We start from the raw sequence: 18763 nt of genomic DNA on the forward strand, positions 1-18763 counted from the left end.
TAAGCACCGTCTTCCATGCAGATGCCCGAGCGGTCAGAACGATTCCAGCACAGCCGTACAGTGCTGGATTGTCGTCTCCTTCGCCCGCATCAGTGCGAGGTGCTTGTTGATAAGGTCGACAACTTCCGCCCACGTGACGCTCGGTGCGAGTGACACGATGCCGTCAGCGAAGGCCGACACCGCGACAAACGTTAGGTCAAAGCCCTTGGCCTCGTACTCAGCGACGACCGCCGGCAGGACCAGCTCCGTCTTGGCATTGGGACCGTAGACGAAGATCATTGCAGAGTGACCGGCCTCTGCGACCTTTCCACCTGCGTGGTCCACGTCTGCCCGAGTGAAGGGCTTGTCCTTCGCCTCGACGCAGTGACGCAACGTCTGCCCGTCCGCCTCGAACACGTCGATGTCTGCCACCTCGTTGGACGACGCACCGCTCTGGTTGGCGGGGTGCGAACTCACGATGAGGTCGTTGCCGTGGCCCTTCGCCATCAGCTCGAAGAGTAAGGCGACGCTCAGGGCGAGCGTCTCGCCCTCACAGGATTTAGCCAGCAGCGCCTCGACCAGTGCCAGCAGCTTGGCCTTACTGACGAAGGTCCCGAAACGGTCCGTATCGAATACCACGACGCGGCTTTTCATCGCCAGGACGTGTGAGAGGACCGCTACGAGCGCCTGGTCGCCGTTCTCCTGTTCGTTGACCATCTCGAAGACCTCGATGAGCCTCTGGAGGGTCGCGCGGTCCTTCCCACGGCGCACGGCGTTGTCCATGCTGAGGTGCGTGTAACGGGCGGGCTTGTTGAGAAACGGTTCGTTAGACCCGCCAAGCCGCTTCTCAAGCACCGTCTGCTCGAAAGGCACGACGACGCCGTGGCACAGCGATCGGGCGTCGAAAGCGCCTTGGAGTGGCGCGCCCGCCTGGAGCACGAGGGGATTGGCCCGAGGGTTGGTCGCCTTGGCTAACATGCCAGTCAGGAGCACGTACTTATAGGTGAGGTGCGTGTGCCCGATAATCTGTTCAATCTTTGTTTCCATATCTCGTGGTACGCGATATGCTCTATCTTGCGCCGCAAGGGTCGCATCCTTCAATATCTGGGACGCTCGCCCACTATCCACATTAACGTTCATCGAAAGCCCTGAAATGAAGACAATTACCAACATCGAAGACGCTAAGGGTCGGAAGGGCCATTCACAAGAGAGCCTTTCCGCAATCTCGCTGTTTTCGGGTGCTGGTGGAATGGACGTCGGGTTTCGAAAGGCTGGCTTCAGGATCGAGTGGGCTAATGACTTCGACAAGGCTGCGGTGGAAACCTATCGCCGCAACATCGGGGACCACATAACCCTGGGCGACGTTAACGAGTACATCGAAGGGCTGGCCAAGTTCAAAGGAGTTGACTGTCTATTCGGAGGCCCGCCCTGCCAAGGCTTTTCCGTGGCAGGCAAGATGGCGCTGGACGACCCACGCAGTCAGTTGGTCAAGTCGTTCATGCAGGCTGTCGAGGTGGTTTGCCCGCGTTGCTTCGTTATGGAGAACGTGAAGGCCCTCGGCACACTGTCCAAGTTCAAGCAGGTTCGGGACGAATTGCGATCCTACGCGGACCAGCTCGGCTATCAGACCGAGTTGCTAATGTTCAATTCCAGAAACTTCGGCGTTCCGCAGTCAAGGGACCGCGTGTTCTTTGTGGGCTTTTTGGCCAGCGACCGAATTGACTTTGACGTGCGCGTGAAGCGGTATTTCCGTCCAGAGGTATCGTCACTTGAGGCAATCAGGCATCTGGGTCCACAGGGAACGGATAAGAACCCAAAGACCTGCAACGCGGTCGTCACGATTGCGGAAAGACCCGTCTTGCGGAGAAGCCCCTACGCCGGAATGATGTTCAACGGCCTCGGGCGCCCACTGAACCCGGCGGCTCCCTGCGCGACACTCCCCGCATCAATGGGCGGGAACAAGACGCCGATCATCGACGAACGACAGTTCTTCGGAAACGGCCAGAGCTGGGTTGAGGACTACCACGCGCACCTGATGGACGGTGGCGAACCCTACGGGATGCACGACACGCCGGACTTCGTCCGCCGTCTGACCCTGGAGGAGGCCCGCATTCTGCACTCGTTTCCGCTGGACTACGACTTTGCAGGCGGGAAGTCGGCGATCTACAGACAGATTGGCAATGCTGTCCCGTGCGGCCTTGCCGAGGCAGTTGCAATGACGGCGGTCGACGTGCTGCACGCCTCCGAACTTCCCGAGATTAGCAGCCCGCAGATGAACCTCGATTTCTCCCGCAAGATAGCCGTATAGCGAGGGGACGCGGCCCTAAGGGGGCCGCGCCAAGTCTCCCACTTAGCCTTCTGCAACCTTACGGCGTGTGGGAATGTCTGCGCCCTTGCGTCTCAGGACGGCGGCGGTCGAGGCGACCGAACGGGCAGACGTCTTGGCGTCGGGGAACCGCCTTTTCACCAATGCGACAATCTCGACGTACGTATGATCTACGTCCATCAGCAGCTCGTGCACCAGTTCACCGATGGTGCCCAAACGGTCGGGACCCGTCACCTTCGCGTTCCTGATATTGTCGTCGACGCTCGGCTCGTTCTTGGGTGCCTCAACCGCTTCGTGCTCGGGCGGTTTGACGTCTTCGGTGGCCTCAGGCTCGTGCGTATCAGCCATAGTCGCACCGAGGACCTGTACCTCGACCACGATGCTGCCGGGATGCTCCGTCTGCTTCTTGTGTGCTAGGTCGAGGCGGCCACAGAAGCCCGAGACCTCCCACCCTTGCTCTCCTTCCAACAGGACGGCGTGGCTGTAGGTGCGGTCGGTCTTGCGGGTCAGCTCGGTCCCGTCGGGCGCGGTGACGATGTAGGTTGTCTTGGTCATTGGTCTTCTCCTTGGGTTAGTGGGTTCAGTCTTCACTGCGGCGGTTGACGATGAAGCCAGCGGCCCTCCACGCAGCCTCAATCATGTCGGCAGTCTCGGCGCAGGACACGGTGGCCTGCTTGTGGCAGAGGCGGGCACGGTCGTTCGAAAGGGCGTAGAGGTGTATGGTCATGTCTCGTCTCCAGTCAGTGTTGATAGGAATAGGATGTCGCGGGTGGGCGTCCCCGCGAATGGGTAAAGCGCAATTCTTCGTTGACGAATTGCTACGGGACCGAAGCGATTAGTCGTGGGATCGCGGTGGGTTAGCCGCGTACGCCGCCCCACCTCCACGACAACCTGTCTCTACGGGGCGTCCACGGTGGACGCCTCCGAACAGGAGACAGACATGCACTTCAGGATCACCATCGCCGACACGATCTACTACACCCACGACGAACTGGCGGGCGCCCAGAGCGACGCCCTGGACCATGCGAGGGAATTGACCAGGGCCGTCGGCCAACCCGTCCGCGTCACCGTCCACAAGATGGGTCACTCCGTCCGCGACGACCTCGGGCGCGACGTGACGCCCGCCTTCTGGGTCGGCTCCGCCGTCGGGCGGATCGAGAACAAGGTGGCCTTCGTCTCGTGGGTTCCTGCATCGGCAAAGAAGGCGATGCCAGTCAAGACGCGGGTGGCGGCATGAGCAGCGCGCAGGAACTCGCGGACCAAATCAGGAACGGCAACCTGAGCGCCGTGGCCGCCGAGGTCGCGTGCGACGGGCCGACCGCGCTGGCAGTCGCGGCACTCCTCGACGCCCACGAGCTGGATCTTCTTCGCAGGGTCCTCGACGACCATCTGGACGGGCTCACTGGTCCCGTACGGTCGATGCGGGTCGGTGGCGAGGCTCGCGGCGGTCCCGTGATGATCCGCATGCGGGGTAAGGTCAGTTGAGACGGCGGACGAGACGGGCGCTACGTCGCTCGGCACTCGTGGCCTTGGGTCTCGCGTACGTCGTCGGCTCCGCGTTCGCCATCGTCACGCTGTCGCCGTCAGACCGCGACGGGCTCGAGACGCTGACGACCAATCCGCCGCCGTTCGCGGGCCATCAGTCGCCCGTCAGCCTTGATGCGTCATGGACGCTGACGGACGTCTAGTGCGGATGGGCCCGCCCGATGGTCGTCGGGCGGGCCGCCATGGTCCTATTGGTAGGGCCGTAGACCGTTCGCCTTGAGGTATCTGCTCAGGATGGCCTCCTCAAGCGCGTCACGGATGCGCTTTGCCATGTCGTAGTCCATGACAGGGTTCCCGAACTCCTCCGCCCGTTCGACCACGCTCTCCAGCAGCGGCTCGAATATCGCCGTCTCCATCCGGTGGCCGTAATGGCGCACGAGGTACTGTAGCAGGCCGACGAGGTACAGCTCCTCGACCTTGCCCTGTTCTCGCAGCATGATCCCGTCCACGTGGTCGGGGTCCAGGTCCAGATCGTCCTTCGGCAGGGTGAACGCGAAGCGGACGTTGTTGAAGCCCTCGAGGTCGGCCATCTCAGTGACTTCGATGCTCATCGCGCTGCTCCCGCCTGCTGGCTCTGACCTTCGAGACGCGGGTTCGGCGTGCAGCGGGCAAGGAGCTCCTGCTCGAACGTGGCCCGGAGTTCAACGGCCTTGTCCCAGTCGATGCCCTTTGCGCCGAACGCCATTTCCTCTTCGAGGATGCTGTCGAGAAGCGAGGGGAACAGTGATTTCCCATGAAAGTGGTGGGTGTATCCGATGGCGCTGATGAGGGCAGGCAGCGCCGCGGCGATGGCGGAGCTGTTGTCATCGAGGCCGCTTTCCCGCAGCTCCTCCATCAGAGCCTCGTCCATGTCATTCCGCAGCAGGCTGAGGGTGAAGTGGACGCGCTCAAAGCCCGGCAGGTCGACGAGTTTTTCTACTTGAATGGTCATTGGTCTCTCCAACTATGTGTGGTTCCCCGGCACGGGGTTCCTACAGGGGAGAAAGTCTCACAATGCCTATGGTGCGGGGAGCTCCTATTAGGGTCGAGGGGTCCAAATGAGGGCTCCGCCGCGGGTTGAGCGCAAAACGGAAGATGCCCCGCAGACGGTGTGTCAACGGGGCCGTGTCATCAGACAGCCTGAGATGCCACCTTGCGTTTAGACGAGTGCCCAGACCCCGGTGACTGTGTAGCCTGAGGCCAGCACCCTGTCGAACTCACCTAAGAACGGCATCCCGCCCGCCACGGCCACGGTCAACGTGGACCCGCCAATCTCGACAGTGATGTTGCCAGCCGTGCCGATGTGCAGGCCACGGGTGTCCTCGTGGAGGTCCGTGTCGGCCGCGACGGTCGCACCGACCGCAGCAATCTCGAAGTAGCGGGTTGGGACTCGGAGCTTCTTCGTGTGCGGATCGGCCATGTCAGTTGCTCCCCATCAGGGCCATGCGGACCTTGGCCACGTCATCGACCGTTGGTGCGCCGGTCGCTAGGTCGTGTGCGTCCTGCCTCGTCTTGAGCATCGAGCGGCCCATCTCGGTGTCCAGGGCACGGACGTAGGCGGCCTCGAAGGTCTCGCCGTCAGCCCGCATCGTCTTGGCCAGCGTGTCGAGCTGCCCGTCGACCTTGGCCATCACGCCCGCGGCCGCCTTGGCCACGTCGGCCTTCGTCATCGGTTTTTTCGTCATCTCGTTCTTCTCCATCTGCGCGGCGGCACGAGCGGACTCCACTTCGGCCTCCAGTTGTTGCACGTCCTGGGCCAGTTCCATGACCCGTTCCATCTCGTCCTCGTCGCGGGCAAGCCGCCCGAGGGTGTCTTCCAGTTCCTTGCGCTTCGCCTCCAAGCGGATCAGTTCCGCCGCGTAGCGTTCGCCTTCCTTACTCATCGTCCCAGCTCCTCGAGTTCGCGTTTCGCCTGGGCCGCCAGGTGCTTCTGGGGCGAAGCAGCCTTAAGCCGCAGAAGTTCCAGGTTCAGGGACTCCGCCACGCGGCCCTCCGCGTCGGTCAGGCTGATCGAGTGGCGGGCCTTGATCGGGGTGTCGATACCAAGCGCCCGCGACAGTTCGCTGCCACCCGCAGCGATCATGGCCTTCACTAGCGCCTCGGACTGCCGGTTAGTGGTCAGAACGCGGTCGATGGCTCCGACGTCGCCGCCAACCGCCGCGGTCTGGCCGACGCCCTGGCGCACGGCCTCGCGATACGCGGACCAGTTGGTTGCTAGGTCGGTCAGCGCCCTGTCGACGGCAACGGCCAGCTTGCGGCGGTCGCTGGCCGCGTCGATGGCCCCCTGCACCTGCCGGGTCCGCTTCGCTCGAGCTTGCGTTTCGGCGGCGTCCGAGACGTCAGACGTCAGCCGCTCGATTGCGTCGTCCACGATGGCGATGCGTTCGGCCAGTGCCGCGGCCGTGTTGGCGGGCTTCCTGCCCGCGATAAGATCGTTGGTGGCCTCTGCGCGGGCCTTCTCGCGTTCGTCGACCAGGCGGGCACGTTCTGTACGCAGCTCCGCCAGCCTGTCTTTCGGGTCTGCCATGTGTGGCCTCCTCTCGTTACGGGTTGAGGCGGGGGCGACCGGCGATCCCAGGAACCAGCCGCCCCCTTGTGAGGGACGCCATGCCACTGGAAACGGCCTCACTCGCCCAAGATGCCGCAACCGGTCGGAAAAGGAGACCAGCGAGTGCCGGTCGGGCGTCAAGTGTTGGCGGCGTCGTCCCCGAGAAGCGCGAGGTCCATCTGTTCGAGGATTTCTACCGGCGCCCTCGCGGTATTCACGAACGCACTGGGACTCTCGGAGATGCGCGACCTGTACCAGCGGAGGACCCGAGGCGACGGCACCTCGCAGCCCGCGGCGTCGAGGACCAGCATCAGCTCGCGGCACCATCCGCGGGGCCAGCGGATGGTCCCCGATATGTTCCACGCATGGGCGATGATCGTCACGAGGTTCGAGCGCATCGAGGCCTCTGGGTCCAGCTCAGCGTCGATGCCCGCTTCGAGGAACAGCTCGCGCATCTCGGCCTCGACGGCCTTGTAGCGCAGGCTGGGCAGGGCTGGCGTCGGGCGCTCCGGGGCGTCCATGGGCGTTCCTCTCTGCGGCGACAGTATGCGCGCATCGTGTCGCGTGCGCCCGCGCCAGTAAGCCAACGAGGGTGCCCAACCGACATTCGATCAGCGGGACTGACACTCTGAGGGGCAACCGGATCAGGGGCTTAGCCCGGACGCCCTCGACCAGACACAGCGCGGAGTACCGTGAAGGGTCAGGCGTCAGCGAAGAACGGCGTACCAGCGATCCACTCCAGAAGCCGCTCCCGCGTCCCGTCGTCAAGGTCAAGCCTAGTCTCCACGGACCATGTGGCATCGTCCCGCACAGCCTTCGACTGCCACGGCGTGGGTTCACGCCCGGCGTCCATCTCGGTGACCAGCCCGTCGCTCGGATCGTGCAGATAGCCAGTGGCGACACGCATCGTCTCGTGTCCGTCGGCGTATGTCAGGGTGGCGGTGCCGCCAGGTCTGACGATCGTCACGCGAACCTCGGGTGCATCACTCATCGGACGCTCCCCCGGTCTGCTGTGGTGGCCCCTGGACGACCTTAGCGTCCTCGATGCCGTCTCGTCCGCCCGGACGCACCGCAGAGCCCTGGACGAGCTTCGGTCGCTTGGGGAGTGCGGTGTGGACCGTAGTCGAGTTGTTCACCTGGACGTTTGTATTCCTGTTCTCGGGGAACACGGCCCGCGAAGCGACGGAGCGCAGCAGGTCCATGTCACCGCCCGCGGGCATGGGGACCATGATCGGCTCGAAGTCGTCGTCCAGGACCACCTCGCCGTTCCGGTCCTTGAGGGGCACGCGGATCACGACTGGCATCAGGTCCGTGACGGTCCTGACCACAACCTGCCGCAGGTGGTCCACGTTCATTTGCAGGGCAAAGTCCCACTTGGCCGCGAACTCAGGATCGCCGGCCTTCCGGTGGTACATCGTGCTGCGGTTCATGCCGAGGATGCGGCACGCCTCTAGGACGTTGCCTGTCTCTGCCAGCACGTCGAGGAAGCGCTCCTGCTTTGCTGGCGTTATCTCGTGGAAATACATCAGTCGAACTCCTCGCAGTCGACGGGCATGGGTTCGACCCCGCCCCATCTGTTCTTGGGTGCGCGCCAGCCCGCCCAGCGGACGCCGAGGGCCTCGAGGTCGAAGGGCTGATGGCCGCCGCATGGCACCTTGCCGAATGGCTTGAAGCGGCCCTTGGGCATGATGTAGCCGATGGTCTGCCCACCGCCTGGCCTTGCAAAGACGAGACAGGAACGGGGGACCGCGCTGTCCATGACCAAACCGCCAGCCAACCATTCCAACTGCATTTCATCGCCCTCGCCTCGCCGACACCGATCGTGCAGGTCGTCGACCGCTCTGTTGTAGCTTGCGACCCAAGTCTTAGCGGCCTCGACGCTCATCGGCCTGAGGGATGGACGGCCTTGCTTCGGCGTGGGCAAGAACGGCTCGTCGTTTCGATCTACAGTCATTTTCGGTGCCTTTTCCTGTACTTCACGCTGTGCCCAGCCCGGCGCACAACCTTCAAGTCATTGAAAGCGAAACGTTTTCATAGGGCACACCCTCTGATCGCGGATCAGAAGGAGGGGCGGTTCGGCCTCTACATTCGTCGTCAGGATGCCACTTTCGTGCCAGCATAGATGCCAGCGTGTCCGGCCCCGCGCGCAAATTTCGCCAACGTTGTCCGGTGTCCCTTGGCTCTGAAGGTAGGAATTACGTCCGACCAAGCTGGGAGAGGGAGCGCCCCTTCGGCTACGCAGTACCCAATGCAAGGCTCGTAAAACCTCGTAAGCCTCACTGTAAGGCCTGAAAAATGGCCTAAGTGCATGATACTGATATGCTTTATGGCCGTGTAAGGCCGTAAGCTCGAAAAGTCGCTCGCTATATAGTACGTCTGTGCAAGAAATATTTTCTCTGTGCGTCGACCAAGGTAAAGCGCCTTGGTCAGGGTGGCAGGTAGCGAGAGAAAGTCTGACCACAGGTATCTTAGTCTTAAATAGCCTTTACAGACCTTACACCCTTACGGACCATGAAAATAAGGCACCTCGAGAAGTCTCAATCTCTTACAGCACCTTTACAGAGGCCTTACGCCCGACCAGATGGCACCGAAAAATCGCGCCGCATCTTTCCCTTGGCCGGACAACGCCTGAGGTTCGGTGCCGATTTCGGCGTTTAGGTTCTGTTAGTGAGACCGGACGGGGCGTGAAAAAGCCCGCCACATTCGGACGGGCTTTTTCACTTCGGCACTGGACGCCCGGTCAGGGTTCTAGCTGGTATCCGGCGGCGACCTTCCCCCCGACGCGGACCGTGGCCTTGTAGGTCCAGCCGAGGGCCTCCATCACCTCCCGTAGACGTTTCGGATGGCGCATGTCCTGCCTGTCCGCCTTGAGACCGAGGCCCGCCAGCAACTCCTTGCTGTGGATGCGGTCGGCCTGAGGCGGCTCGTCGAGGATCGGATCGTGGACGCTCCCGTTTATGACGGTCTCAACATAGTCCTCCCCTCCCGCCTCGAAGGCGTCGCGTGCGGTGAGCCGATCCGCAAGCATTTCGCGTATCTCGTCCGCCCAGGGGTCCTCGGTCGTCTCCGCCTTCTGGGTCTCAGCTGCGAACGCCCATAGCCGCTCGGGCAGCACGACGCTCTCGCCCGCCTTGTAGAGGGCGTCCGCCTCGGCCCAGAGCTGGTCCCTGTTCTCACCGATCCATTCGATGTCGACCCTCGCGCCGCGCGGCATCTGTAGGGGCCAGAACCGGCGCGCGCCCGTGGGGTCGTCGAGGTACCCACGCTGGTTGACCGTGCCCGCGAAGACGATGCGCCGGGGGTGGTTCTCAATCTTCCGCCCGTATGGCGGTCTGTAGCGATCCATCGACCGGGACATGAAGGCCTTGAGCTCGTTCATGTCCGCCTTCCTGAGAGACGCCAGTTCGGCGAACTCGTGCATCCAGATGCCGTGCAGTAGCTGCGGCGCGTCCTTGTCGGACAGCTTGGGGATCGCCGCGTCGGAGAACCAGACGGGCGAGAAGAGCACCTTGAAGCCGGTCGACTTGAGCGAACCCTGCTCACCGTTCACGATGGGCATCGTGTCGAACTTGCATCCAGGGTCCCGCTGGCGCGCCACGGCGCCGACCATGAAGCAGGTGGACACGGCGTCGGTGTAGTCGTTCGTGATGCAGTTGAAGCCCCTCGCGAAGAGCTGCGAGACACGGCTCTCGCCGTCCCATTCCAGCCCGTTCAGGTAGTCCATGATCGGATTGATGATGTTGGTCGTGGCGTGGAAGTTCAGGGCGTCGTGGACGTGCTCCTTGGACGGCTCGAACCCAGAAGACTGGCAACGGTCCATGACGTAGGTCCGCACCTGCAAGACAGTCATCTCGGTCAGCGTTCGCCCGAGGCTGTCATCCCAGGGCAGGCGCTCGTTCAGGAATATCTGCTCCTGTTTCAGTTGGTCCCAGGCCATTGACAGCTTCGATGCCTTCACAGCCCTCAGGGCGTTCGCGTATGAGTTGCTCGCCTTGCCGGTGCGGACGTCGACGTCGAACGGCCCGTCAAAGATGCGGGGCTTCCTGCCGCCGACCACCTTACCGACTGCGACCTTGACGGTCCCGTCTGTCTCCTCGGCGTCCGGGAGGCTGTCGAGCGGCTCGTCAAAGTCGTCCGAGACCGGCCGATCAGGAATGTGCTTCCCAAGGCCCCGCGAGGTGAGCGCCTTGTAGAGGGTCTGATGGGTAATCGGCGTGCCAGTCGACGGTTCCATGTCCAGGCTGTCCCATCGTGGACCAATGAGACCGGCGTGGTCGGCGTAGCCAGCCGCGCCAGTAGACCACTCTATGAACTCCTGACGTCCTTCGCCTGCGGTCGCATAATGACAGGCGACCATAAGTTCGAACCACTCCTGCTGATCCCCGAATTCCTCGGGGTCGAGGTGCTCCAGCATTGCCTCCAGCTCTTCCGCCGAGTGTTTCCCGGCGTCGGAGGCCGCATAACGTGCAGGCTGCGCGGGCCTCGCGATCAGGGCGATCAGGTCGGCGGGGGCAAGCGGGGCCTCGCTGAGGTCCACGCCAAGGGCGTCCCATTGATAGGCTCTCTGCGTGTCGGGGTGGATCGATCCTGCCGCCACGACCTGACGGCCGAACGCCTTGAACTCGACGCCCGGATAGTTGCCCTTGCCCAGGCTGTCTCTGGTGACGACGGAGGCGTCCTTCATCATGTAGATGTGCAAGCCGCCCGATCCCGTCTCGACCGTGGGGTATAGGTCAGGGTCCATCCCGGTCCACAGTACCAGCTCGACAAACGGGTTGATCGGAGACGCAAGGGTCTGGCCGTCAGGGAAGTTGCGCGGGTCGACGTCGAGGACGAGCTGGTCGGCCTTGAGCCGTACCCCGACGTTATCGCCAGCGTCCATGTGCTTCTTGGCATTGAACGAGGCGTAGGGGCGAGTGGTCCAGTTCTTGTGCTTGGGTGCCTTCCCAAGTTGACGCTGCTTGCCGTTCTTGACGTCAGAGTAGCCATAGTGGTGCAGCGGTATGAGCTGCCAGCTCTTGGCGTCAAGGTAGGGCCTCAGCGCATCCTTTTCGGGTGCTACCGCCGCATTTTCCATCTTCATGTCAAAGCCCCGCGCGCTTGGCGAGGTAGGCGTCCACAGCGTCCCGCCGGTAGAAGATCGAACGCCCGAGCTGCACGAACTCGGGACCCTTGGTCGCCTGTCCAGTGTTGCGGAGGCTGCGGAAGGTGTTCAGTGTCCCGACCGTGTGGCCGGTGACTTTTGCCACCTCGCCGGTGTTCATCAGGTCTTTCAATGGTACGTCGCGGCTTACTCCCGCGATATATTCTTCGTCATCAGGCATGTTTCTGGTCCATTCATGGTCTGTTCTTCATGGGGGTGGATCGTCGTTGCGAAGCGGCGATCCACCCAACTGGATCAAGTATGCCGCGCCCGGATGCGCGCGTAACCTAACGTTTCGCAGGCACGCAACGTTCGCTGGCTTAGGGTCTCGACTACGACCGACGCCTCAGATCGCGGGGACGTCCAGAAAGTCGATATACCTGCACCCCCGGGGGTCGTCCTGAACGCCCAACTTCTCAGCGCCAGGATACTTCGCCTTGTCGAAGTAGAGCTGTTCCCCGTTGACCACGATCTTGAGCGCCGGGTCCCTGATCGCGTCGTTTGCATCAGGTATGAGAAAGCGCTCGCCTAGGTGCACTCTGGTTTCGCCCCGCATCATACAGGCCTCGGGCTTCGCGCTGACCAGGGGCAACGGTGCTGCTTTTCCGTACAGCGCATTCTCCGGGTAGACGTACAGCTCGACTTCGACGTCGAGAACGCCGTCACCTTCGGGCAGCTTCAATCGTCGCTCTAGGTACATCTCGACTGGTATGCCCTGCCCATAGCCAGAGCCGTCTCCAATCTGCTTGAAGCCCATCTTTATCCAGAATGGCAAGCTCGCCGCCGGGCTGCACTCCCCAGAGAGCATGGTCACGTTGTCAGCATGGGCGCGATCAAGACCCACTTGGAACAGGGCGGTCCCGTAGCCTTTGCGCTGGTGCGTGTCCTTCACGCAGGTGATGTCTGGCGAGTATCTTCCGACTTGAAACGCTATCGCCTTACCGTCCTCGCGGACCACCCACATTTCGGAGGTTTCCTCGTGCGCTTTGCGTATGATGTTCCTGTTGCCCCAGAACCCAGAACAGCCGCCGTCGTCGTCCCACTGCGCCTTAAGCCAGTGAAGGATGTATTCAAGGTCCTCGTCTGTGGATTGATCTACGGCCACCGCTATTCTCCTATCTGAATGACATTTGTTACCATTCTAGCGGTGGCACAACGGCGGGGATATAAACGTTTCGCGGGGGCGTTCGGTGCGTTTACCACCCGTTAGGGGAACGGCGGCCGTCACGCACCCTTGTATGGTTCGCCAGGGGTTGCCCGACGGCGGTCAGGATCGGCCGCACGTCTGCGCGCCAAAGCGACCAGGTACGGCTCGTCCCAGAACTCGGGTTCCTTTGAGAACACCAGCGCGTCCTCCGGTTCCGCCCAGAAGACGCGGCCGTCGTCGTTCACAATCAGAGGGAACCTGTCGGCGTGCACGGCCATAGCCCAGACCGTGCAAGGATCGTTCGGCCCCCACCCAAGCCGGTCGAACTCCATCAGCAGCAGGCCCACGAAGTCACCCTCGGGTTCCGTCTCCAGATACGTCAGCGCACGGAGCACCGCACGTTCGATTGACTGCCAGTCCTGCGCGTCTGCGGGCTGTTTAGCCTCTGAGACCTTGCTCATGCCGCACCCTCCATCAGGAATGCGTCGAGGTCGTCCCGGTGGTATCGGACGATCCGGCCAACGGTGCGGTAGCGGGGTCCAGCACCCTTGCTGCGCCAGTTGTGCATGGTGCCCTTGGAGACGGAGAGGTAGCCTGCGGCCTGTTCGCTGGTCATCCAGGGGGTCTCGGTTCGATCGTTGGTCATGGCGGTAACTCCTGCATCAGTTTGCGTCCAGGTGGACGGCGATGATGTCAGATTATCAGCCTGCGACGGCCCAGTATGCCAACGAGCCGCCGCATTGGTGCCATCATTTCACAAGGTTCAGCACATAGTCCTCGAGCGCCTGTGCGTATGGCCTCAGGGCCTCGATGAGATGCGACTGATGCACGTAGCCGCCCGAGGCACCCGGCAACCTCTGGCCAAGGAGCAGGGCACCCTCGGCGTAGGGTACACCAGCGGCGATCATGAACGTCCTCGCATGGTGACGAAGGGCATGGGGCGACGGTATGCCCTTGCGCTTGGGTTCGGCGATCCGACCAGTCGCAGAGGTCGGCGACGGCCATAGCCACTCCGATGCGAGCGGTTCGTCCTCCACCAATCTGGCCCTCAGGGTTTCGGTCAGCCAGCGGCCGGTCGGGAACGACCACGCGCCGCCAACCTTCATGTGCGTGAACGTAAGGATGCCCCGATCAGGATCGAAGTCGGCCCGCTTGACACCGAGCAACGAACTGCGGCGAGCGCCCGTCAACAGGAAGGTGCGATGGAGGTCACGCATCACGCCCGACGACGCCGATGTCTCGTTCCAGAAAGTGGCGACGTCCAATTCATCGACCTGCCGCCTCGCCGTCGCGGGCACGCGTATCGCGTCGATGGGGTTGGCCGCTATCGTCTCGTCGTGCCTGCGGGCGGTGTTGATGATCGCTCGCACCGTGCGCATCACCGAACCGCCCGTGGTCCGTCCGTGTCGCTTCGTCAGCGTGTCCAAGAGTTCTCGGCAGTCCTGGCGCGATATGTCTGCCACCGCACGACGCCGAAGACGCCCGAGATACTGGTCCATGTGATACTGATAGTTCTTGACCGACGCGGGCGAGAGGTCCCGTTCTTTCAGATGCGTGGTGAGCGCCTGTTCCAGCGTCATGCCCGTCTCCTCGGGCCCAGCGGTCGGATCGACGCCAGACTGGATCGTCGCCATCAGTTTTCTTGCCTCGTTTCGCGCCTCGCCCAGACGGACCAGATCGGTGCGCCCGATCTTGACGCGCACCGTGCGGACGTGGCGCTTGTTCCGCCTCACATCGCCCTGGGCAGCGAAGGTCTTCGTCGTCTTGTGGCAGATGCAGAGTAGGCCCTTCACGTCCGTATCCCTGTGGATGCCCGAGCCTAGTGGGAGGTCGCGCACACGCGCCTCTGTGAACTTGAATATGGTCATTGATAAATACCGTCCTGAGCACTGTTTCTGGGCACAGCTCGGGTGATGCCGAGTGAGCCGATAGGACGGATATTGCCTTGTTTATATGGGTTCGTACGCCCCGAATTGGCGAGAATGCACCATGATTATAGCGCTCGTCTCGATTTGTAATCAGTAGGTCCGCGGTTCGAGTCCGTGTGGGGGCACCAATTTGCCAATAATATCAGTTGGTTATGCTGATCCTTAATTGGTGGATTTGGCGTTGAAAAATCCGGAAGCGTATCGGAAGCTAAGTTTATGCGTGTTGCTGTATAGACACGCCGAACTAAGATTAATTCGAGCTTCGAGGCGGCAGTGGCAGCAGTGGCAGCAGCAATGATGTTTTTTGCTGGCTTTGGAACGGTCTGAGAAGCTGTTGTGGATATTTCTCAAAGTGAATGTTTGGTCTGCGGTGAGAGATTCGCTACATAGCTACCGTTCCCCAAAATTTTTCGAGATCTACGTCACTGCTATCGGGTTCTTTGTCTTTGGGTAGTTTATCGATTTGCATGAGCATTGGAATATCGAAAGTAGTTCCCGTAACTACACATGCCCCTTGAGGTAGGTTTGGAATCTGGCTGCGGGAAACGCTATCTAATGTAGCAACAGTGTTTTCTAGCAGCGCCAAATCTCGGTCGTTGACCAATCGATGTATGAAATAGTTATGCAACTGAGAAACTACGGTTGGTGAAATATCAGCTGGGCGCTGACTTGCTAGCGTCATATAAACCCCAAACTTCCGGCCTTCTTTGATTATCTCTTCAAAAAGTTCTAGGCGATAGTCTTTCCAGCTTTCGGCTTCCCGATTTGATTGTTGAGACAAAATGTTGTGTGCCTCATCAATAATTAGGTGCAACGTAATGTCTGGCGGCGATAAAACTTTGGACTTATGATTTTCATAATAGTGTTTAGCGATTAGAATTGGCAGAATTTTCTTAATCTCCTGATTGCACTCTCTCAATGAAATAACTGTAATAGCCTTAGTTTCTGCATTTTGGGGCAGAACAGCTATCACTTTAGCAAGGTCACCCATCAACGATTCGATGCGACGCATAAGCGGCTGTATGTGCTCGTATTGGACCGAGCCGTATAGAAGGTCCGAAATTAATTTGAGCTCTGCTCGAATTTGAAGTTCTTGAAATCCATCCGGTTTGTCGAAATTTATCTCGGCTATCAATTTCTGAAAGTGATCTTCATAGGTCGGCTTACCAACGTCGAAATAGCTGCGCACACCTTCGTTGTCGAAGTAGAATGATGATGATGTCCGTAGGTATCCAACGCTATGTATTGACTTAATTAGGTCCTGAGCTAACGACAGGTGACGTGATAGAGATTTCAGAAGTTCTAAAGCTTCTGTGCTGGGGTTTTCTGAGGTAAGCACCCGTAGGAAGATGGACTTAACATACGAAACTAAACTATCCTTGTTTGCCTCGTACTTTTTCCGTTCAGTGATAATCCGCCTAAGGAATGGCTTTTGGGTATTCGCAGTGGCTTGGAATAATATTCCTAGTGTCTCCGCTTCCCAAAATTGATCTTCTTTTATGGGGAACCGATCACCATCATCGGACCGTGTCTTCAATCGAATTACGTCCTTGCTTGCCAGTGGGACCAATTGAGCGCCGGTATACTCACCGTTGAAATCCAAAAATATGAACTTGCTGATATCGCCAATCTGATCGAGCTTATTTTCGAATAGTACCGTGTAGAGTTTCGTGAGTGTATTAGATTTTCCGCTACCGGTGTTTCCGAATATTCCAAGATGGCTATTGAAGAGACGTTGCCAAGGTAACGAGATAGCGATGTTTTCCTTCATCAATCTACCAATTATAAAACTTTCAGTGGATGCACGCTCAAATATTCTTTCGATTTGGCGTTCGGGCAGCAGCTTAGCTGGGTCACCGATTTTTGGAAGAAATTTAATTCCGTCGAAGAATAGATCGTCTTCGAAATATCCGATGGGGCGGACCTTGAGTTTCCGTACGAACTGTGCATTTGGGCCCTCGCCTTCTTTTAGCCTCTCATCAAGAAATTCTCCCTCAACAATACAGATCACCTCCCTGAAACCATGGTCGATCGCAATGAACTCTCTAATCGAAACACCTTTAAATGACTGACCTGCATAAAAGTGAGTTTCAAGGTTTGAGTTTTCGTTTGTTTTTATCGTTATTTCTACGCCAACAACTGCAGTCACTTGCCCAATCTCTATCATTGTTATGCTTTCGGTGCGGGTTGGGGTTCTGCTGAAAATATTTCCGTATTGAACGCATCGAAATCAAGTTTGTCAGCTGATCGGATTAATTCCACATTATCAAAGCCGCCAAACTTCTTCTCTAAGTCGGCTTTTGTATTGTCCGAGTAGCAGCAAATAAAAACTTTAAGAGTAGGGTTAGATAGGGATCTCTTGACTAAATTAAGAATGTGTTCATCGGCGAATGAGAAGCCGAATATTATAAATACAGAATTGGGCTTCTCAAGTTCATAGCTTAGTGCCCTTAGGGACTGGTAATAGTGCTCTTCGAAAACTGTTTCGTGAAATTTCCATTTTGTTGGATTGACAATTGGAAGTTTTTTATAGTCTTCCCAGAATGCGTCACGGTTGGATTTTGGCACGGCGAAGGCAGAGGTCTTAATGTCCTCATCAGTTTTTGTATCATCTGACAAAATCTCCGCGAAATTTTGATCCATCCACGTAGACACGTCGTCCACGCGAGTTGATGATCTTTTAATATCATAAGATACTTCGATATTATCGCCGTCTTTGTACCAATAAACTGAGCCGTGAGGTTGCAACAGATTTATCTGGGGTACGCTAGTTTCATGATGAGAAAAGGTGCCCTGATCCTTCGCGTATCTGTTGAAGCTCCTTGTTTGCAATGTTCTTTTGACGAAGCCAATGCTCCCGTCGTTGAGTATAAAATCATACTTCCCGCTTTGCACCATTTTTTCGGCGCAGTGTGCGATTAGGCCATCATAATTTGTTGTAAATATATTTGCTCTTTTCGAGTGGCTTTTCTTATTGAGTAAGTTGAGAATCGTTTTCATAAATCGTACGTAATTTCTCAGCACTGCCATTTCTGATTTATTGATTTTATCAATGTCAAATTTTGCAGCAGGGGAAATTACATTTTCCACATAATACGAGAACAGAAGACACTTTATGTCTTCATTATTTTCAAAAAATGTGGCGAGAGTTTCTAAAGTATGCGAGTCAGTGCTTCCACTTACTTTTATCTTTAATTCTAGTGTGGGTAGGAAACCTGCTGACGCGCCAGAACCAACTAGAAAGTTTAGGTTTTTATCATAAATGTCGTTTCTGTTAATCACTGCAACGTTTTCCCTCTATTTCTCTCAGATCATATAGGCTGTGCAGATAACTTGCTAGCGTTGGCTGGTGGAATCGACAGCCTAAGGTGCGTTAAGGCAAAACCTTCGTAGTGGTAACGTCACGCTGAGGTTCGGCCTGTCGGACCTTACTCTCGCACCTCCGGTTTTTGGATGAACACGTACCTTTCTTTTGCTTCGCGTAACTGTCGCTCTGCTTTTGCTGGTTCGGCCTGCACCGCGTCTGTCATATCCCGCGCGATATCATCGAACAGGTCCGGCAGGTCAGCGGGCAGTTTTCCCTCCAACGCAGCAAGCGTGATGCTGCATCCCAGAATGTTGCGAAAGATTGTTGAGATGTGCTGTTCGCGGTGAACCTCTTTAAGCGGGTTCGGGTCGACGCCGCTGCGCATCTCGGTCAAGTCGTCGTTCATTTCGGCGCAGGCGATTTCCCAGAATATGTGATTGGGCCAACGGGCGCGGTTCGTGTCCGACGGGGCAGGATCGGTATAGCGAACAACTTCTCCCGACTGGCGGCAAAGATCTCCGAACTTGTCGAAAAGGTCTGCCCATGTCCGGATGCCCCATGTGTCCTTGAGGAGGTTTTTGCCAGCGCGTAGTTCGACCCGCCAGACGCGGCTTTGGTTGGGGTCGGCTGGGTCCAATACATTAGGTATACGGTACATAGGAGGCTGCTTTTCCCTATGTAAGGTAACGTAAGGGGCGGGGCGGTCGTTGAGCTTGCGTAACGTATGGTTCCAAATGTCCCACCAGTACGGTTTTTGATGCGCGATGATTTCTGTGTCAACGGCAGAGTAAAAGTGAGCCAAAGGGCAGCGCAAAATGTTGCCACTTTGGGGTTGGTATAATCAGCGTCCAGACGAGCGCC

The 18763-nt window shown here is 58.6% G+C and carries 25 protein-coding genes; 4 read left to right on the forward strand and 21 right to left on the reverse strand.

Features of this window, described 5'->3' with window-relative positions; translation table 11 throughout:
- Positions 1 to 33: 33 nt before the first annotated feature.
- Positions 34 to 1152, reverse strand: a complete 1119-nt coding sequence (locus GZH79_RS04960) for a restriction endonuclease, SacI family (RefSeq protein WP_349291161.1) — start codon at positions 1150 to 1152, stop codon at positions 34 to 36.
- Between GZH79_RS04960 and GZH79_RS04965 the strand changes: the two genes are divergently transcribed.
- A complete protein-coding gene (locus GZH79_RS04965) occupies positions 1133 to 2287 on the forward strand; it encodes a DNA cytosine methyltransferase (RefSeq protein ID WP_211642490.1) in 1155 nt (384 codons plus the stop codon). The genes GZH79_RS04960 and GZH79_RS04965 overlap by 20 nt on opposite strands.
- 42 nt (positions 2288 to 2329) lie before the next feature.
- Here GZH79_RS04965 and GZH79_RS04970 read toward each other — a convergent pair whose 3' ends face one another.
- Positions 2330 to 2860, reverse strand: a complete 531-nt coding sequence (locus GZH79_RS04970; protein ID WP_211642493.1) for a hypothetical protein — start codon at positions 2858 to 2860, stop codon at positions 2330 to 2332.
- Positions 2861 to 2885: 25 nt separating this feature from the next.
- Positions 2886 to 3032: a hypothetical protein gene (locus GZH79_RS04975; RefSeq protein ID WP_211642495.1), complete on the reverse strand. Its 147-nt coding sequence runs from the start codon at positions 3030 to 3032 to the stop codon at positions 2886 to 2888.
- Positions 3033 to 3245: 213 nt separating this feature from the next.
- Between GZH79_RS04975 and GZH79_RS04980 the strand changes: the two genes are divergently transcribed.
- From GZH79_RS04980 to GZH79_RS04990, 3 genes are read left to right on the forward strand one after another with little or no spacing between them, the layout of a single operon-like run.
- On the forward strand, positions 3246 to 3542 hold the full coding sequence (locus tag GZH79_RS04980) for a hypothetical protein (protein ID WP_211642497.1): 297 nt from the start codon (positions 3246 to 3248) through the stop codon (positions 3540 to 3542).
- A complete protein-coding gene (locus GZH79_RS04985; RefSeq protein ID WP_211642499.1) occupies positions 3539 to 3790 on the forward strand; it encodes a hypothetical protein in 252 nt (83 codons plus the stop codon). The genes GZH79_RS04980 and GZH79_RS04985 overlap by 4 nt, the downstream gene beginning before the upstream one ends.
- A 44-nt stretch (positions 3791 to 3834) precedes the next feature.
- Positions 3835 to 3993, forward strand: coding sequence for a hypothetical protein (locus GZH79_RS04990; RefSeq protein ID WP_211642501.1), 159 nt, complete (start codon positions 3835 to 3837; stop codon positions 3991 to 3993).
- A 45-nt stretch (positions 3994 to 4038) separates the two neighbouring features.
- On the opposite strand, the gene GZH79_RS04995 is transcribed toward GZH79_RS04990, so the two are convergent.
- The 18 genes from GZH79_RS04995 to GZH79_RS05080 all read right to left on the reverse strand — a co-directional run bounded on the left by GZH79_RS04995 (position 4039) and on the right by GZH79_RS05080 (position 18716).
- Complete coding sequence (locus GZH79_RS04995) at positions 4039 to 4401, reverse strand: hypothetical protein (protein WP_211642503.1); 363 nt, start codon at positions 4399 to 4401, stop codon at positions 4039 to 4041.
- A complete protein-coding gene (locus GZH79_RS05000) occupies positions 4398 to 4781 on the reverse strand; it encodes a hypothetical protein (protein ID WP_211642505.1) in 384 nt (127 codons plus the stop codon). The genes GZH79_RS04995 and GZH79_RS05000 overlap by 4 nt, the downstream gene beginning before the upstream one ends.
- 207 nt (positions 4782 to 4988) lie before the next feature.
- Positions 4989 to 5249: a hypothetical protein gene (locus GZH79_RS05005; protein ID WP_211642507.1), complete on the reverse strand. Its 261-nt coding sequence runs from the start codon at positions 5247 to 5249 to the stop codon at positions 4989 to 4991.
- Position 5250: 1 nt separating this feature from the next.
- Entirely contained in the window at positions 5251 to 5712 is a 462-nt protein-coding gene (locus GZH79_RS05010; RefSeq protein ID WP_211642509.1) for a hypothetical protein, read from the reverse strand.
- Positions 5709 to 6356, reverse strand: coding sequence for a hypothetical protein (locus GZH79_RS05015; protein ID WP_211642511.1), 648 nt, complete (start codon positions 6354 to 6356; stop codon positions 5709 to 5711). Before GZH79_RS05015 ends, GZH79_RS05010 begins: the two co-directional genes overlap by 4 nt.
- A 158-nt stretch (positions 6357 to 6514) precedes the next feature.
- Positions 6515 to 6898, reverse strand: a complete 384-nt coding sequence (locus GZH79_RS05020; RefSeq protein ID WP_211642513.1) for a hypothetical protein — start codon at positions 6896 to 6898, stop codon at positions 6515 to 6517.
- Positions 6899 to 7077: 179 nt separating this feature from the next.
- Entirely contained in the window at positions 7078 to 7368 is a 291-nt protein-coding gene (locus tag GZH79_RS05025; protein WP_211642515.1) for a hypothetical protein, read from the reverse strand.
- A complete protein-coding gene (locus GZH79_RS05030; RefSeq protein WP_211642517.1) occupies positions 7361 to 7903 on the reverse strand; it encodes a hypothetical protein in 543 nt (180 codons plus the stop codon). Before GZH79_RS05030 ends, GZH79_RS05025 begins: the two co-directional genes overlap by 8 nt.
- A complete protein-coding gene (locus GZH79_RS05035) occupies positions 7903 to 8331 on the reverse strand; it encodes a hypothetical protein (protein ID WP_211642519.1) in 429 nt (142 codons plus the stop codon). Before GZH79_RS05035 ends, GZH79_RS05030 begins: the two co-directional genes overlap by 1 nt.
- A gap of 786 nt (positions 8332 to 9117) precedes the next feature.
- A complete protein-coding gene (locus GZH79_RS05040; RefSeq protein WP_211642521.1) occupies positions 9118 to 11460 on the reverse strand; it encodes a VapE domain-containing protein in 2343 nt (780 codons plus the stop codon).
- 1 nt (position 11461) lies between these two features.
- A complete protein-coding gene (locus GZH79_RS05045) occupies positions 11462 to 11701 on the reverse strand; it encodes a hypothetical protein (RefSeq protein WP_211642523.1) in 240 nt (79 codons plus the stop codon).
- Positions 11702 to 11866: 165 nt separating this feature from the next.
- A complete protein-coding gene (locus GZH79_RS05050; RefSeq protein ID WP_211642525.1) occupies positions 11867 to 12625 on the reverse strand; it encodes a GNAT family N-acetyltransferase in 759 nt (252 codons plus the stop codon).
- Positions 12626 to 12744: 119 nt separating this feature from the next.
- The gene (locus GZH79_RS05055; RefSeq protein ID WP_211642527.1) at positions 12745 to 13128 is read right to left on the reverse strand and encodes a hypothetical protein; all 384 of its coding nucleotides are present in this window, start codon (positions 13126 to 13128) and stop codon (positions 12745 to 12747) included.
- A complete protein-coding gene (locus GZH79_RS05060) occupies positions 13125 to 13313 on the reverse strand; it encodes a helix-turn-helix domain-containing protein (protein ID WP_211642529.1) in 189 nt (62 codons plus the stop codon). The genes GZH79_RS05055 and GZH79_RS05060 overlap by 4 nt, the downstream gene beginning before the upstream one ends.
- Positions 13314 to 13416: 103 nt before the next feature.
- Positions 13417 to 14535 carry an integrase arm-type DNA-binding domain-containing protein gene (locus GZH79_RS05065; RefSeq protein WP_211642531.1) on the reverse strand — a complete coding sequence of 373 codons (1119 nt, stop codon included), beginning with the start codon at positions 14533 to 14535 and terminating at the stop codon, positions 13417 to 13419.
- 442 nt (positions 14536 to 14977) lie between these two features.
- Entirely contained in the window at positions 14978 to 16744 is a 1767-nt protein-coding gene (locus GZH79_RS05070) for an ATP-binding protein (protein WP_349291162.1), read from the reverse strand.
- A gap of 20 nt (positions 16745 to 16764) precedes the next feature.
- Positions 16765 to 17877, reverse strand: a complete 1113-nt coding sequence (locus GZH79_RS05075; protein WP_211642535.1) for an SIR2 family protein — start codon at positions 17875 to 17877, stop codon at positions 16765 to 16767.
- Between the two features lie 146 nt (positions 17878 to 18023).
- The gene (locus tag GZH79_RS05080; protein ID WP_211642537.1) at positions 18024 to 18716 is read right to left on the reverse strand and encodes a hypothetical protein; all 693 of its coding nucleotides are present in this window, start codon (positions 18714 to 18716) and stop codon (positions 18024 to 18026) included.
- Positions 18717 to 18763 lie beyond the last annotated feature (47 nt).

The organism is Loktanella sp. SALINAS62, from assembly GCF_018263905.1.
Lineage (GTDB): Bacteria > Pseudomonadota > Alphaproteobacteria > Rhodobacterales > Rhodobacteraceae > Loktanella.